14 protein-coding genes are annotated in these 14244 nt (G+C 73.7%); 7 read left to right on the top strand and 7 right to left on the bottom strand.

The window, feature by feature from the left end:
• Nucleotides 1–979: ABC transporter substrate-binding protein (locus tag VK640_02965; protein HTE72145.1), on the top strand; the 979-nt coding region annotated here is incomplete at its 5' end.
• 30 nt (nt 980–1009) lie between these two features.
• Here the strand turns inward: VK640_02965 and VK640_02960 are convergent.
• From VK640_02960 to VK640_02950, 3 genes are all read right to left on the bottom strand, one after another.
• Nucleotides 1010–2602, bottom strand: a complete 1593-nt coding sequence (locus VK640_02960) for an RNA polymerase sigma factor (protein ID HTE72144.1) — start codon at nt 2600–2602, stop codon at nt 1010–1012.
• A gap of 139 nt (nt 2603–2741) precedes the next feature.
• A complete protein-coding gene (locus tag VK640_02955; GenBank protein ID HTE72143.1) occupies nt 2742–4208 on the bottom strand; it encodes a SpoIIE family protein phosphatase in 1467 nt (488 codons plus the stop codon).
• Between the two features lie 25 nt (nt 4209–4233).
• Entirely contained in the window at nt 4234–4638 is a 405-nt protein-coding gene (locus VK640_02950; GenBank protein ID HTE72142.1) for a universal stress protein, read from the bottom strand.
• A 61-nt stretch (nt 4639–4699) separates the two neighbouring features.
• Here VK640_02950 and VK640_02945 point away from each other — a divergent pair, with 61 nt between their 5' ends.
• Complete coding sequence (locus VK640_02945; GenBank protein HTE72141.1) at nt 4700–5593, top strand: hypothetical protein; 894 nt, start codon at nt 4700–4702, stop codon at nt 5591–5593.
• Here the strand turns inward: VK640_02945 and VK640_02940 are convergent.
• Nucleotides 5562–6590, bottom strand: a complete 1029-nt coding sequence (locus VK640_02940) for an alpha/beta hydrolase-fold protein (protein HTE72140.1) — start codon at nt 6588–6590, stop codon at nt 5562–5564. The two genes, VK640_02945 and VK640_02940, sit on opposite strands and share 32 nt — an antisense overlap.
• Before the next feature lie 45 nt (nt 6591–6635).
• Here VK640_02940 and VK640_02935 point away from each other — a divergent pair, with 45 nt between their 5' ends.
• The 4 genes from VK640_02935 to VK640_02920 are packed head-to-tail and all read left to right on the top strand — an operon-like array spanning nt 6636 to nt 10839.
• A complete protein-coding gene (locus VK640_02935) occupies nt 6636–7922 on the top strand; it encodes an alpha/beta fold hydrolase (protein ID HTE72139.1) in 1287 nt (428 codons plus the stop codon).
• A gap of 12 nt (nt 7923–7934) precedes the next feature.
• Nucleotides 7935–8783, top strand: a complete 849-nt coding sequence (locus VK640_02930) for a patatin-like phospholipase family protein (GenBank protein HTE72138.1) — start codon at nt 7935–7937, stop codon at nt 8781–8783.
• Nucleotides 8784–8785: 2 nt separating this feature from the next.
• Nucleotides 8786–9820: a 1-acyl-sn-glycerol-3-phosphate acyltransferase gene (locus tag VK640_02925; GenBank protein ID HTE72137.1), complete on the top strand. Its 1035-nt coding sequence runs from the start codon at nt 8786–8788 to the stop codon at nt 9818–9820.
• A 47-nt stretch (nt 9821–9867) separates the two neighbouring features.
• Nucleotides 9868–10839 (top strand): NUDIX domain-containing protein, encoded by a 972-nt coding sequence (locus VK640_02920; GenBank protein HTE72136.1) that lies wholly within the window; start codon nt 9868–9870, stop codon nt 10837–10839.
• A gap of 25 nt (nt 10840–10864) precedes the next feature.
• Here the strand turns inward: VK640_02920 and VK640_02915 are convergent, their stop codons facing one another.
• Nucleotides 10865–11431, bottom strand: coding sequence for a TIGR03086 family metal-binding protein (locus VK640_02915; GenBank protein HTE72135.1), 567 nt, complete (start codon nt 11429–11431; stop codon nt 10865–10867).
• Nucleotides 11432–11510: 79 nt separating this feature from the next.
• On the opposite strand from VK640_02915, the gene VK640_02910 reads away from it, so the two are divergent.
• On the top strand, nt 11511–11993 hold the full coding sequence (locus VK640_02910; protein ID HTE72134.1) for a DUF456 domain-containing protein: 483 nt from the start codon (nt 11511–11513) through the stop codon (nt 11991–11993).
• A 24-nt stretch (nt 11994–12017) separates the two neighbouring features.
• Here VK640_02910 and pyk read toward each other — a convergent pair whose 3' ends face one another.
• Together pyk and VK640_02900 are read right to left on the bottom strand one after the other, a co-directional pair.
• On the bottom strand, nt 12018–13448 hold the full coding sequence (gene pyk / locus VK640_02905; protein HTE72133.1) for a pyruvate kinase: 1431 nt from the start codon (nt 13446–13448) through the stop codon (nt 12018–12020).
• Nucleotides 13449–13521: 73 nt separating this feature from the next.
• A complete protein-coding gene (locus VK640_02900; protein HTE72132.1) occupies nt 13522–14079 on the bottom strand; it encodes a type 1 glutamine amidotransferase domain-containing protein in 558 nt (185 codons plus the stop codon).
• Nucleotides 14080–14244 lie beyond the last annotated feature (165 nt).

The raw sequence follows: 14244 nt of genomic DNA, 5'->3' as shown, positions 1-14244 counted from the left end.
GGTGCTGGTCCGCAACCCGCACTTCCGCGAGTGGTCGTCCGCAGCACAGCCCGACGGCTACCCGGAGCGGATCGTCCTCCAGACCGGCTACACCGACCGGCAAGCAGTCACCCGAGTGATCGACGGTCGGGCGGATCTGCTGTGGTTCGGGGCGACATCCAGCACGGTGGAGGGGTTGCGAACCCGCTACGCCTCGCAGCTGTACACCAACCCGGGGCCCTTCGTCGCGTACCTCTTCCTCAACACCACCAAGCCACCGTTCGACGACCCCCGTGCCCGCCGTGCCATCGCGTTCGCGCTCGATCGCCGGGCCCTCGCTGACGTGTCGGTTGGCCGGGCGACCTGTCAGCTCATCCCGCCCGACTTCCCGGCCTACAAGCCCTACTGCCCGTACACCGTCCGGCCCGGCGACGGGCGATGGACCGGCCCGGATCGGGCTGCAGCAGACGAGCTCGTGGAGCGGTCCGGGACTCTCGGGGCGAAGGTCCGCCTGGTCGTCACGACCGGACGCCCGTTCGAGGAGACGGCCGAAGCCGGACGGCAGGTGGTCGACGTTCTCGACAGCCTCGGCTACGACGCCTCGTTGCGCGTGATGCCGTACGACGACTACTGGGCGTTCGTGTTCGATCCGACAAGCCCGTTCAACGCGGGACTGACGATGTGGGCCGGCGACTACCCGACCGCCTCGCAGTACGTCGGGGCCATTACCTCGTGCGACCCCGACCTGGGCATCTTCAATCTCGCGCACCACTGCGATCCGGTGATGGACGCGCGAATGGTTGCGGCGGCCCAGTTGCAGCTCACCGATCCGGCTGCCGCGAACGCCGAGTGGGCCAATCTTGACCGGGCCGCTGTGCGCGCCGCGGCGGTCATACCGTTCAGCGCCATCCAACAGCAGGACTTTGTCAGCCACCGGGTCGGCAACCTGAGCGTGCACCCACTCTTCGGCCCGCTCGTCGCCCAGATGTGGGTGCAGTGAGCGGCCCGCCAGCCGAGGCAGCGGCGACAATCAGTCCAGGTAGTCGCGCAGGACCTGCGACCGCGACGGGTGGCGCAGCTTCGACATCGTCTTGGACTCGATCTGGCGGATCCGCTCTCGGGTGACGCCGTAGACCTTGCCGATCTCGTCCAGCGTCTTGGGCTGGCCGTCGGTCAGGCCGAAGCGCATCGACACCACACCCGCCTCGCGCTCGGAGAGCGTGTCGAGGACCGAGTGCAGCTGTTCCTGGAGCAGGGTGAACGACACGGCGTCGGCCGGCACGACCGCCTCGGAGTCCTCGATCAGGTCGCCGAACTCGCTGTCGCCGTCCTCACCGAGCGGGGTGTGCAGCGAGATCGGCTCCCGGCCGTACTTCTGCACCTCGACGACCTTCTCCGGGGTCATGTCGAGCTCCTTGGCGAGCTCCTCCGGAGTCGGCTCGCGCCCGAGGTCCTGCAGCATCTGGCGCTGCACGCGGGCCAGCTTGTTGATGACTTCGACCATGTGCACCGGGATGCGGATGGTGCGTGCCTGGTCGGCCATGGCGCGGGTGATCGCCTGCCGGATCCACCAGGTCGCGTAGGTCGAGAACTTGTAGCCCTTGGTGTAGTCGAACTTCTCGACGGCGCGGATCAGGCCCAGGTTGCCCTCCTGGATCAGGTCCAGGAAGAGCATGCCACGGCCGGTGTAGCGCTTGGCGAGAGACACGACGAGCCGGAGGTTGGCCTCGAGCAGGTGGTTCTTCGCCCGACGACCGTCCTCGGCGATCCAGTCGAGCTCCTTCTTCAGCTTCGGCGCGAACTTCTCGGTGCCGTTGATCTTCTCCTCGGCGAAGAGGCCGGCCTCGATCCGCTTGGCGAGCTCCACCTCCTGCTCGGCGTTGAGCAGGGCCACCTTGCCGATCTGCTTGAGGTAGTCCTTGACCGGGTCGGCGGTCGCGCCGGCGGTGGCGACCTGCTGGGCCGGAGCGTCCTCCTCGTCGTCGTCGGAGAGGGTGAAGGACTCCTCGCCCTCGGGGAGCTCGGTCGGCTCCTCCTCGGGCAGGCCCGCGGCGGGCGTCTCCTCGGCGCCGTCGGCGGTCGCGGCGCCCGCGGGAGCGGCGTCCGTCGCGTCCTTGGCGGCCTTGCCGCCCTTGGCCAGGGCCGTCTTCGTCGTGGTCTTGGCCGGCGTGGCGGCCTTCTTCGCGGCGGCGGCCGGGGTGGCCCCCTTGGCCGACGTGGCCGCGGCCTTCTTGGCCGGCTCGCTCTTGGCGGCCGGCTTGACCGTCGTCTTCGCCGCCGGCTTGCCGGCGGCGGGCTTCGCGGCCTTCTTGGCCGGCGTCGACTTCTTGGCCGGCGCACCCACCTTGGAGGTGGTGGCCTTCTTCGTCGTGGTCGCCGCTGCGACGGTCTTGCGTCCGCCCCCGGCGGCCGCGGAAACCTCGGCCTCGACCATGACGGTCACTCCTTCCTGGTGCAGGCTGCGCAGCACGGCCTTCATCCGGCCCGGCGCGATGCCGGCGGCGTCGAAGGCGGACCGGACGTCACCCGAGGTGACGTACCCGCTGGACCTTCCCTGGTCGAGCAGCTCCTGCACCTGCGGGCTGGCGAGCTCTGGGGGAAGGGGGCGGACGCTGTCCGGCACGTACTACCTCTCCTCGCGCGGTGGGCGTGCAGCACCCAGCGCTGGCGTGTCTCGGGGGTCGTGCGGGTGACGACCGCACGTAGCAACACATCATTGTGACACGACCCCCTCGGGGCTGCAGAACCGGCAGGTCAGCGCGTCACGGCAGGAACCGGACCGCCAGCGCCGTCGCGTCGTCGCGGCCCACGGCGTCGTCAAGCGTGGCGGCCGTCACCCGGCCCACCAGGTCCTGCAGCGAGCCGGCCGGGCCGCCCGCGGCGGCCAGCACGGTGGCCAGCCCCTGGTCGAGGTCCTGGCCCCGTCGCTCGACCAGGCCGTCGGTCACGCCGAGCAGCACGTCACCGGGCCCGAGCTCGAGGGTGCGCTGGACGCGCACCTCCGGCCAGCCCAGCGGTGTGGAGCCCGACCCGGCATCGACCAGCTCGGGCTCCTGGCCCTGACGCACCAGCACGAGGGGCAGGTGGCCCGCGCCGCTCACCGCGGCCCGCCGGGCGGCCGGGTTGATCAGGACGTAGACGAGGGTGGCGATCTGGTCCGGCGGCTCGGTGGCGGTGAACACCCGGTCCAGACCCTGCAGGACGGCCTCGGGCAGCGGGTTCGCGTGGGCGAGGGCGCGCAGGGCCGCCCTCAGCCGTCCCATGCCGGCGGCCGCCTCGACCCCCTTGCCCATGACGTCGCCGACGACCAGCACCACCCGCCCGTCCGGCAGGACGAAGACGTCGTACCAGTCGCCGCCCACCTCGGCCTCGGCCGAGCCCGGCCGGAACGTCGCGGCGAGCTCCACACCGGGCACCTCGGGCAGCACGTCGGGCAGCAGGCTGCGCTGCAGGGCCACGGCGGTCGAGCGCTCCCGCTCGTAGAGCCTGGACCGCTCGAGGGCGATGGCGCACTGCCCGGCAAGGGCCCCCACGAAGGCCAGGTCCTCCGGCTCCGGGGTGTCGCCGAGGCGCAGCCGGAGCACCCCGATGCTGCCGCCGGACACGACCAGCTGGAGCGCCAGCACGCGCAGGTCGCCGCCGGTGCCGGTGGCGGCGAGCACGTCCTGGTCGTCGGTGAGCACGATCTCCACGGTCTCGGCGCCGATCGCGGTGCGCGCGGCGTCGCCGATCACCGCCCGGACCTGGTCGACACTGAGGGCCTCGGCAAGGGCCGCGGTCGCCTGCTGCAGCCGTACGGTGCGGTCGATGCTGCGGCGCAGCGCGTCCTCGGCGTGGCGGCGAGCCGTCACGTCCGAGACCAGCACCGCCACTCCGATGACCTCGCCGGCCGGGCCGGTCGCGGGGTACCACTTCGACTCGTAGAAGCAGAGCTCGCCGCTCGTCGGGGACACCGACGTGAAGTCGTCGTCCTGCACCACGGCACCGGTGTCGAGCACCTGGCGCAGGCGGGACTCGACCGCCGCCGCCAGCGGGACGGGCAGGACGTCGACCGGCCGGCGACCGATGTGCTCGGCCATCGGCACACCGTTGATGTCCGCCAGCAGCCGGTTGATGCGGCGGTAGCGCATCTCCGTGTCGTAGAACGCGAACGCCACCGGGGCCTGCAGGACGAGGGTCTCCAGCAGCGCGCTGTCGGACGGCTCGAGCGCGCCCGGGTCCGGGCTCACCCGGTGCTCACCCCCCGACCATCGATCAGTCGACCTCGGCCTTGACCGCCAGGACCGGGCACGGCGCCTCGAGCAGGATGCGCTGCGCGTTGCTGCCGAGGATCAGCTTGCCGACCGGCGTCCGCCGACGGAGCCCGATGACGATGAAGTCGGCGGAGGTCTCCGTGGCGACGGCGATGAGGTCCTCGGCCGGGTCCAGCCCGCGGACGAGCTGGCGCACCTCGTTCTTGATGCCCTCGGCGTCGAGCTCGGCGCGCACGTCGGCGAGCTCGCGCTCGTGCTCGACCGCGTCCTCGTCGTCGAGATGGCTGCCGCCCCGGTTGCTGTTGACGACCACCAGGGGCACGTTGCGCAACCGAGCCTCCTCGGCAGCCCTGCGCAACGCGGCCTTTCCCTCAGCACGCGGCACGTAGCCGACGACGATCGCCATGCGTCCTCCTCGGGTCGTCACGCTGACGCACTCGGACGTTACCCGACGGTCACGCGCCGCGATGCTCGACCTGGCCCTGGACGCGGCTCAACGCCGGCTCGACGGGCTCAAGTCACCCGACCGGGCGCCCGATGCCCCCAACATGTCCCCCTTGGTCGACGACCTCGACCGCACCCGGCGGACCCGGACCCTGGTCGAGGAGCTGATCGCCGACCCCAGCCGCCTCGGGCCAGACCTGCAGCCGGTACGGCGGCTCGACGCGACCGGTCCCGGCGAGGTCGTCGCCTGGAAGGCCACCGGGCGCGGCCAGCCCGGCACCGACCTCGCCGACACCTTGGCCCTGCTGGCCGGTGCGGCCTCGCTCGGGCTGGTGGAGCGGCTGGACTGGGCGTTCCGGGTGCTCGTCCTGGACACCGTCGTGGCCGCCGGACTCACCGAGCCCGTGCACCTCACCCCGGAGCCCGAGACCTTCGGCGGGGCCTGTCCCCCGCGGCTGGCGGTCGCGTTCGGGCGCGGCCGGCGGTCCGTCGCGGTCGCCGCCGAGGTGCATGCGGACGCCTTCGCCGACCCCCGCCGGCTCACCCAGGCCCTCGAGGAGTACCGGGGCTGGGGATGGCAGGTCGTGCTCGCCGACGTGGGCGACGAGATGCTCGCCTCACCCGCTACCGAGGACCTGGCCCGCCGGTTGAGCCCGGACGTGGTGCAGGTCGACCTGGGCCGGAGCGGCGGCCGCCCGCCCCGCTCGGACTCCCCCGCAACCGCCCGGCTGCTCGCCCTCGCGGCCGAGGTCGGCGCCGAGCTGATGGCCGTCGGAGTCGACACGTCGGCGCGCCTCACCGAGGCGGTCGCGCTCGGCGCGACGCTGGGCCGGGGCCTGGTGCTCGGCGCACCCAGCGCCGCCGGCGCGCCGTTCGGCCCGCCGGTCAGCGCGCCAGCCGGTGGGCCAGCCAGCTGAGCGCGAGGGGGTAGCGGTAGTCGATCGCGGCATGGGTCGCCTCGAACAGCTCGAAGTGCACCCGGTCGTCCGGCAGCCCCACCCGGGTCAGCTCGGCCCGGAACGCCTCCGCCCCCAGGTCGAGGTAGTAGTCGTCGGCCGTGCCCGCGTCGAGCCACACGGCTCGCAGCGAGAGCACCGCGTCGGCGTACCGCTCGACCATCCGCACCGGGTCCCACGCGAGCCACCGCTCCCACACCTCGGGCCGCACCACGCCGGTCACCGGGTCCACCGGGAGCACCGGGCGCCCGTCGTCGCCGGGCGAGAACGCCGCCGAGCACCCGAGCGCCGTCATCAGCGCCGCGTCCTCGCCGCGGCTGAAGGGCGGGCGCTGGTGGAACGCGTCCCACCAGCGCCAGATGTCACCGCCGTAGGCCCGCAGGTGGCGAGTCACCTCGGCGAACTCCGGGAGGTAGCAGTACTCGTAGAGCGCGTCACCGGCGTGAGTGGCCAGCGCGCCGAAGAGGTCCGGCCGCAGCATCGGCGTGATCATCGCGCCGAAGCCGCCGCTGGACTTGCCGGAGATCGCCCGCGACTCGCGGTCCGGGATCGTCCGGTAGCGCGCGTCCACGAAGGGCACGACCTCGTCGCAGAGGTATGAGTGGTAGCGCCCGGTGCCGGTCGAGTCGACGAACTGCGACCCGCCGTACGACGTCCACGCGTCGACGTAGACGACCACGCACGGCGGGGCACCCTCCTCGGCGAACACCCGGTCGGCGGTCTCGGTGAACGGCTGGCGGAACGGCGCCCGGTTGTCCCACATCGTCAGGTGCCCGGTGTAGCCCTGGATGACGTAGACCGCCGGGTAGCGGTCCGAGCCGGCAGGGTCGTAGCCCGGCGGCGTGTAGACCCAGAGCGGGCGCTCGTGCGGGTCGCCGAGCGGGTTGCCGCGCAGCAGGTCGGAGGAGATCGTCAGCCGGTCCAGCGACCCGGCGAGGTCGGCATGCCAAGGCAACATCGCCACATCCAACCAGCGGGGCGCCCGGCCCCCTACGGTCGGGGGATGCGCTTGGGGGACAACCGGCTTCCGGGCCTGCACGTGGTGGAGCACGAGGTGGCGGTGCCGCTGGACCACGACGACCCGGGCGGCGAGCAGATCAGGGTGTACGCCCGCGAGCTGGTCGCCCCGCGCCGACGGGACGCCGACCTGCCCTGGCTGCTCTACCTGACCGGCGGGCCGGGGGTGCCCGGGCCGCGACCGACCGGCCGGTCGGGCTGGCTCGGCAGGGCCCTGCAGGACCACCGGGTGCTGCTGCTGGACTACCGCGGCACCGGCCGGTCCACGCCGCAGACCCGCCAGACGCTGGCCGGCCGATCCCCCGCGGACCAGGCCCGGCGGCTCGCCTGCTTCCGGGCCGACGCGATCGTCCACGACGCGGAGGTGCTGCGCCGCGAGGTGACCGGCGACGAGCCGTGGTCGCTCCTGGGCCAGAGCTACGGCGGCTTCGTCGCCACGACGTACCTGTCGGCGGCGCCGGCGTCGCTGACCCGGGTGATGGTGACCGGTGGCGTCCCGCCGGTCGGGCGCTCGCCGAAAGAGGTCTACCTGGCGACGGCCGCGCGGGTCGCGGAGCGGTGGGCCCGGTTCGCCGAGCGCTACCCCGACGACCCGGCCCGGCTCGACCGGGTCGCCGACCGGGTCGCCGGCGGCGACGTACGGCTGCCGAGCGGTGACCCGCTGACGGTGCCGCGGCTGCAGTCGCTCGGGATGACGCTCGGGTACGCCGACGGGCTGGAGCGGCTGCACTACCTGCTCGAGACCGCGTTCGTGGACGCGCACCGCGACGGGTCGGCCGGGGAGCTGACGGACGACTTCCTGGCCGCGGTCGACTCGGCCACGTCCTTCGCGACCCGGCCGCTCTACGCGCTGCTGCACGAGAGCATCTACTGCGACGGCGGCTCGTCGGGGTGGGCCGCGCAGCAGGTGACCGCCGGCGTCGCCGAGGCGTCTCCCGAAGCCCGGCCGCTGCTGCCCACCGGCGAGGCCATCTTCCGGTGGATGTTCGAGGTCGACGGCGCACTGGCCCCGCTGCGGGATGCCGCGGACCTGCTGGCGACGTACGAGTGGCCCGTGCTCTACGACCACGACTGCCTCGCGGCGAACGACGTGCCGGTGGCGGCCGCGGTGTTCCACGACGACATGTACGTCGAGTCGTCCTTCTCCCTCGACGCGGCGCAGCGGATCGGCAACGCGCGCACGTGGGTCACCAACGAGCTCGGGCACGACGGGCTGCGCACCGACGCGCGCGTCATCGAGCGGCTGCTCGACATGACCGCCGGGGAGGCGTGACAGGATCGCGAGGTGGCCGTCCGCACCGCGTTCGTGCTCGGCGGTGGAGGCCTGCTCGGGTCCAACGAGGTCGGCATGCTGCACGCGCTGCTCGAGGCGGACGTGCGGCCCGACCTGGTCCTCGGGACGTCGGTCGGCGCGGTCAACGGCGCGGCCGTCGCGGCCGACCCGACCATCGGCGCCGTCGAGACCCTCGCCGAGGTGTGGGAGCGGCTCGCCGACAGCGACGTCTACCGGGGCGGCGCGATCCGGCGGGCCCGCCACCTGGCCCGGACGCGGACCCACGTGCACCCCAACGAGCCGCTGCGCGAGCTGCTGACCGCCCAGCTCGGCGACCGCCGGATCGAGGACCTCACGGTGCCGTTCCAGTGCGTCGCCGCGTCGATCGAGCGGGCCGCCGAGCACTGGTTCACGACCGGGCCGGTCGTCGACGCGGTGCTGGCGTCGAGCGCGGTCCCCGGGGTGCTTCCGCCGGTGCTGATCGGCGACGAGCACTTCCTCGACGGCGGGCTGGTCAACTCGATCCCGGTCGGCCGTGCGGTGTCGTTGGGCGCGCGGCGGGTGTTCGTGCTCCAGGTCGGCCGGGTCGACCGACCGCTGGCCGCGCCCACCAAGCCGTGGCAGGTGGCGTCGGTCGCCTTCGAGATCGCCCGCCGGCACCGCTTCGCGCGCGAGATGAACGAGGTGCCCGACGGCGTCGAGGTGCACGTGCTGCCCACCGGCGCCGACCAGCCACCGCGGCCGGCCGACCTGTCGGCACTGCGCTACCGCGACTTCTCCTCGGTGCCGCTGCGCATCGCGCAGGCCCACGCCGCCACCCGCGACTACCTGGCCCGGTCGCTCGAGCCCCGAGCCGGCTGAGCGTGCTGCCCCCGGTCCTGCTGCGGCGGCTGGTGCTGGCGCCGGCCGTCGTGCTGCTCACCCTCGTCGCTGTCACGACCCTGCCCGTGCTGCTGCTGGTGGGCGCGGCGCTGTCGACGTTCCTGCCCGGCCGGTGGCGGCCGCTGCGGCTGATCTGGATGGTGCTGCTCTACCTCTGCCTCGAGACGGTGTCGCTGGTCGTGCTGCTCGGGCTGTGGGTCGGCAGCGGGTTCGGCTGGAAGATCCGGACCCCGCGGTTCCAGCGGGCGCACTACGTGCTCGTCATGTGGTTCCTGCGGGTCCTGTTCTGGGAGTGCCGGCGGGTGCTGCACGTGCGGGTCGCGGTCGAGGGCCCGCCGCCCCGGTCGTACGACGGGCGACCGCTGCTGATCCTGAGCCGGCACGCGGGGCCGGGCGACTCGTTCCTCGTCGTGCACGCCCTGGTGAACTGGTACGAGCGCGAGCCGCGGATCGTCCTCAAGGACACCCTGCAGTGGGACCCGGCGATCGACGTGGTGCTCAACCGGCTGCCCAACCGCTTCATCCGGCCCAATCCGGGCGAGGCGGCCGAGCAGGTCACCCGGCTGGTCGGTCAGCTGAGCCGGAACCTCGACCACAACGACGCCTTCGTCATCTTCCCGGAGGGTGGCAACTTCACCGAGCACCGCCGCAAGCGGGCGATCGAGCGGCTGCGCCGCAAGGGGCACATCGACGAGGCGGACAAGGCCGCGCAGCTGCGGCACGTGATGGCACCCAGGCCCGGCGGGGTGCTGGAGGCGCTCAAGACGGCCCACGAAGCCGACGTCGTCTTCGTCGCCCACACCGGTGTCGAGCACATGACGACCGTGCTCGACCTCTGGCGCGAGCTGCCCATGGACCGGGTGATCGAGATGCGCTGGTGGATCGTGCCGGCCGACGAGGTCCCGGCAGGCGAGGAGGCCCGGATCGACTGGCTGTTCGCCTGGTGGGCCCGGATCGACGACTGGGTAGACGAGCGTCAGGCCGCCGCGGGAGTCCACCCGCGGACCCGTGGGTAGGTGCCCCCGGTGCACTTCCCTGTCGACGCCCGCCCGGTGGTGACGCCGTGACCGCGGGGCGCACCCGGGGGCCCGGTCGCCCGGACCACCGCGGCGACGGCGACGGCTGGACCAGGTGCGAGCAGGGGCACCGGCACTGGGGGCTGTTCGGTGCGTCCGGGCTGCTGCTGCAGCGGCCGGCCGGTGACTCGGTCGAGGTGCTGCTTCAGCACCGCGCCGAGTGGAGCCACCACGGCGGCACCTGGGGGCTGCTGGGCGGGGCGCGCGAGAGCTCCGAGACGGCGGTGCAGGCGGCCCTGCGCGAGGCCGCCGAGGAGGGCGGCGTCGACGTCGAATCGGTGACGGTGCACGGCCGCTTCGACGACCCCCACGGCGGCTGGGCCTACACGACGGTGCTCGGCACCGCACCCGTCGACGCCCCGGCTCGGCCGACCGGCGGCGAGAGCATCGACGTCGGCTGGTTCTCCCCCGCCGACGTCGACCGGCTCCCGCTGCATCCCGGCTTCTCGACCTCCTGGCCGGCGCTGCGGGATGCGCTGCGGCCGCTCACGGTCGTCGTGGACGCCGCCAACGTCGTCGGCTCCCGGCCCGACGGCTGGTGGCGCGACCGGGCCGGCGCCGCCCGCCGCCTGGTGGCCGACCTCACGCCGCTCGCCGCAGACGGCCTCCCCGACGCGCGGCTGCCCGACGACCTGCCGCGCGCCGGGCTCAGCCACTGGTGGCCGCGCGTCGTCGTGGTGGTCGAGGGAGCCGCTCGCGCGGCCGCCGAAGAGGCCTCCGACCACCCCGGGATGGTCGTCGTCGCGGCCGCGGGGTCCGGCGACGACGCGGTCGCCGACGCGGCGGCGGCTGCCGCCGCGCCCGGCGGCCCGGCCGGTGACCCACCCGGTGGCCCGGCCGGCGTCCCACCCGGCGCACCCGTCCTCGTCGTGACCGCCGACCGCGAGCTGCGCCGCCGCGTCGCGTCCACCGGCGCCGCCGTGACCGGCCCGGGATGGCTCGAGCCGTTCCGCGGCTGAGCGCGACGACGTACGCGCTGCGGTGCTAGGCGCGGCGGCCGAAGATGCCGAGCATCCGCGCCTGCAGGTCGGCGTGCGTCGGCACGTGCACCGGCGGGTCGAACTGCCCGCTCTCCGAGAGCGTGTCGGCGTCCTTCTCGACCTCGTGGTGGATCCGGCGGACCAGCTCCTGGTCGAGACGCTCGTCGGCGCCGATCCCCCGCGCCAGGTCCCACGCGTGCACGGTCGCGTCGACGGTCATGTCCCAGATGTAGTCGCGCGCGCCGGACTCGCCGGCCGAGAGCGAGACCACCCGGTCCAGCGCACGGTCGGCCGCGAAGGCCTCGCGCGCCGCGACCGACGCCGCGCGCCAGGCCGCCTTCGGGTCGTCGCCCAGCGGGTCGCCGCTGAACCGGTCCCCCGCGTCGGCGACCGTGCCGCCGCCGAGCAGGTAGGGCACCCACCGGCACTCGTCGACGAGGTGGGCGACGAGCGCCCGGACGTCCCACTCCCGGCACGGCGTGGGCGCCGTCCACTGGTCGTCCTTGACCAGCTCGACCCGGCTGCCGAACTCGGCGACCGCGTGGTCGTACTGCTCCAGCAACGTGGACATCGCCTCACCCTTCCACACCCGCCGGGCCGGCGGAAACGCGCCGGACAACTCCGCGGCACCGGCACCTAGGCTGCGCGCCATGTCGTCAGGCGCCGAGCTCGTCGTCCTGCTGGTGATGCTTGTCGGGCTGGTGGGAGTCCTGGTGCCGGTGTTGCCGGGCCTGCTGCTGGTCTGGGGCGCCGGCGTCGCGTGGGCCTGGGTCGGCGGTGACCCGGGGCACTGGGCGGTGGCCGGCGTCCTCACCGTCCTCCTCGTCGTCGGCACGGTCACCAAGTACGTCCTCCCTGCCCGCTCGGCGACCGGTGCCGGGGCCCCGCGGCAAACCCTGGTCGTCGGCGCGGTGGGGGCCGTGGCGGGCTTCTTCGTCGTCCCGGTCGTCGGCCTGGTCGTCGGGGGCGTGGCCGGGATCTACCTGGCGGAGCGGGCCCGGCTGCGGTCCGACGCCGCCGCCTGGCGGTCCACCCGGGCGGTGCTGCTCGGCATCGGCCTCGGCGTGCTCGTCGAGCTGGTGACCGGCGCGCTGATGATCGCGGTCTGGGGCGCGGCCGCCGTCGCCTTCTGACGCGTCAGGTCGCGGGCTGCGACGTCAGGTCGCGGGCTGCGGCGACAGGTCGCCGATGCGGTGCACCCGCATGGCGTTGGTCGAGCCGCTCGTGCCGGGAGGGCTGCCGGCCACGATGACGACGAGGTCGCCTTCGCGCACCCGGCCCTCGCCGAGCAGGGCCTGGTCGACCTGGCGGACCATCGCGTCGGTGTGGGTCACCTTGGGGGTGAGGAAGGTCTCGACGCCCCAGACGAGCGCGAGCTGGCTGCGCACGGCCTGCACGGGGGTGAAGGCCAGCAGCGGGATCGGCGAGCGCAGCCGGGCCATCCGTCGCGCCGAGTCGCCGCTCTGGGTGAACGCCACGATGAACCGCGCCCCGAGCAGCTCGCCAACCTCGGCGGCCGCACGGGTGATGGCGCCGCCCTTGGTGCGCGGCCGGCCCTCCAGCGGAGGCAGCCAGCTCAGCGCGTCGGCCTCGAGCTTCTCCACGATCCGGGACATCGTCTGGACGGCGACGATCGGGTGCTTGCCCACACTGGTCTCTCCGGAGAGCATCAGCGCGTCGGTCCCGTCCAGCACCGCGTTGGCGACGTCGGACGCCTCGGCCCGGGTGGGGCGCGACGACTCGATCATCGACTCGAGCATCTGGGTCGCGACGATGACCGGCTTGGCCGCGCGACGGGCGAGCGCGATGGCCCGCTTCTGCACGAGCGGCACGTCCTCGAGCGGCAGCTCCACGCCGAGGTCGCCGCGGGCGACCATGATGCCGTCGAAGGCGTCGACGATCTCGGCCAGGTGGTCGACCGCCTGCGGCTTCTCGATCTTGGCGAGCACCGGCAGCCGGACGCCCTGCTCGTCCATGATCCGCCGCACGTCCTCGACGTCGGCGGCCGTCCGGACGAACGACAGGGCGATCAGGTCGGCCCGCAGGCGCAGCGCCCAGCGCAGGTCCTCGATGTCCTTCTCCGACAGCGCCGGCACCGACACGGCGACGCCGGGCAGGTTGATGCCCTTGTGGTCGGAGACCCGGCCGCCCTCGACGACCCGGGTGACGACGCGCGGCCCGTCGACCCGGGTGCACTCGAGCGCCACCTTGCCGTCGTCGATGAGCAGGCGGTCCCCGACGGTGACGTCGCCGGGCAGACCGGAGTACGTCGTCGAGACCTCGCGGGAGTCCCCCGGGACGTCGTCGGTCGTGATGGTGAACTCGTCGCCGTCGGCGAGGTCGACCGGGCCGGAGCCGAAGGAGCCCAGCCGGATCTTCGGGCCCTGCAGGTCGACGAGGACGGCGACGCCACGCTTGCTCGCGTCGGACGCCCTGCGCACCCGGAGGTAGACGGCCTCGTGGTCGGCGTGGTCGCCGTGGCTGAGGTTGAGCCGAGCCACGTCCATCCCGGCGTCGACGAGGGCTCGGACCCGTTCCTCGCTGGAGGTCGCAGGTCCCAGCGTGCAGACGATCTTGGCGCGGCGCACCCCCCGAGCCTAGGGCTGCGGCGGGTGCGACAAGCCGCGGGTCCGCCAGCCGGACGGCGGCCCGTGCGGTCGGTCAGGTGTCGGCGAACCGGTCCACGAGCTCGCCGCAGAACGCCTTGAGGTCGTCCGGCTTCCGGCTCGTGACGAAGACGCTGGCCCCGGCCTCGCAGACCACGACCTCCTCGTCGACCCAGTCCGCGCCGGCGTTGCGCAGGTCGGTCTGCAGGCTGGGCCACGACGTCATGCGGCGCCCGCGCACCACGTCGGCCTCGATCAGGGTCCACGGCGCGTGGCAGATGGCAGCGACCGGCTTGCCCGCGTCCACGAAGGACCTGGCGAAGGCGACCGCGGGCTTCTGCGTCCGCAGCTGGTCGGGGTTCGCCACCCCGCCGGGGAGCACGAGCGCGTCGAAGTCTGCTGCGCTGGTCGCGTCCGCGGTCGCGTCGACATCGAACGTGTCGGCCTTGTCGAGGTGGTTGAACGCCTGGACGGTGCCCGGCTCGGTGGACACGAGACGCGGCGTGCCGCCGGCCCCCTGGACCGCCTTCCACGGTTCGGTCAGCTCGACCTGCTCGATGCCCTCCGGGGCGACGAGGAAGGCGACGGTCTTGCCCTTGAGCGTGCTGGCCATGAGTGAGATCACTCCTTGGTCTGCTCGGTGCTGTGCGGTCACTCCAGCGCCTCCCCGGTCGGCGGTGGGGAAAACGCGCTGCCCGCACGCACGGACGGCCGGTCCGGCAGGTCTCCCCGCCGGACCGGCCGTCCGTCCTCACGCCCGCGGCGCCGCCGCGGTCCG

This window comes from Actinomycetes bacterium, assembly GCA_035489715.1.
GTDB lineage: Bacteria > Actinomycetota > Actinomycetes > JACCUZ01 > JACCUZ01 > DATHAP01.
Note: the sequence above shows the minus strand (reverse complement) of the source record. Positions and strands in the feature narration are given on the sequence as shown.

Bases quoted from the DNA above. Each gene is read 5' to 3' on its own strand.
- VK640_02950 (HTE72142.1), bottom strand. From the start codon at position 4,638: ATGGCGATCGTCGTCGGCTACGTGCCGCGTGCTGAGGGAAAGGCCGCG.
- VK640_02945 (HTE72141.1), top strand. From the start codon at position 4,700: ATGCTCGACCTGGCCCTGGACGCGGCTCAACGCCGGCTCGACGGGCTC.
- VK640_02940 (HTE72140.1), bottom strand. From the start codon at position 6,590: ATGTTGCCTTGGCATGCCGACCTCGCCGGGTCGCTGGACCGGCTGACG.
- VK640_02935 (HTE72139.1), top strand. From the start codon at position 6,636: ATGCGCTTGGGGGACAACCGGCTTCCGGGCCTGCACGTGGTGGAGCAC.
- VK640_02915 (HTE72135.1), bottom strand. From the start codon at position 11,431: ATGTCCACGTTGCTGGAGCAGTACGACCACGCGGTCGCCGAGTTCGGC.
- VK640_02910 (HTE72134.1), top strand. From the start codon at position 11,511: ATGTCGTCAGGCGCCGAGCTCGTCGTCCTGCTGGTGATGCTTGTCGGG.
- VK640_02900 (HTE72132.1), bottom strand. From the start codon at position 14,079: ATGGCCAGCACGCTCAAGGGCAAGACCGTCGCCTTCCTCGTCGCCCCG.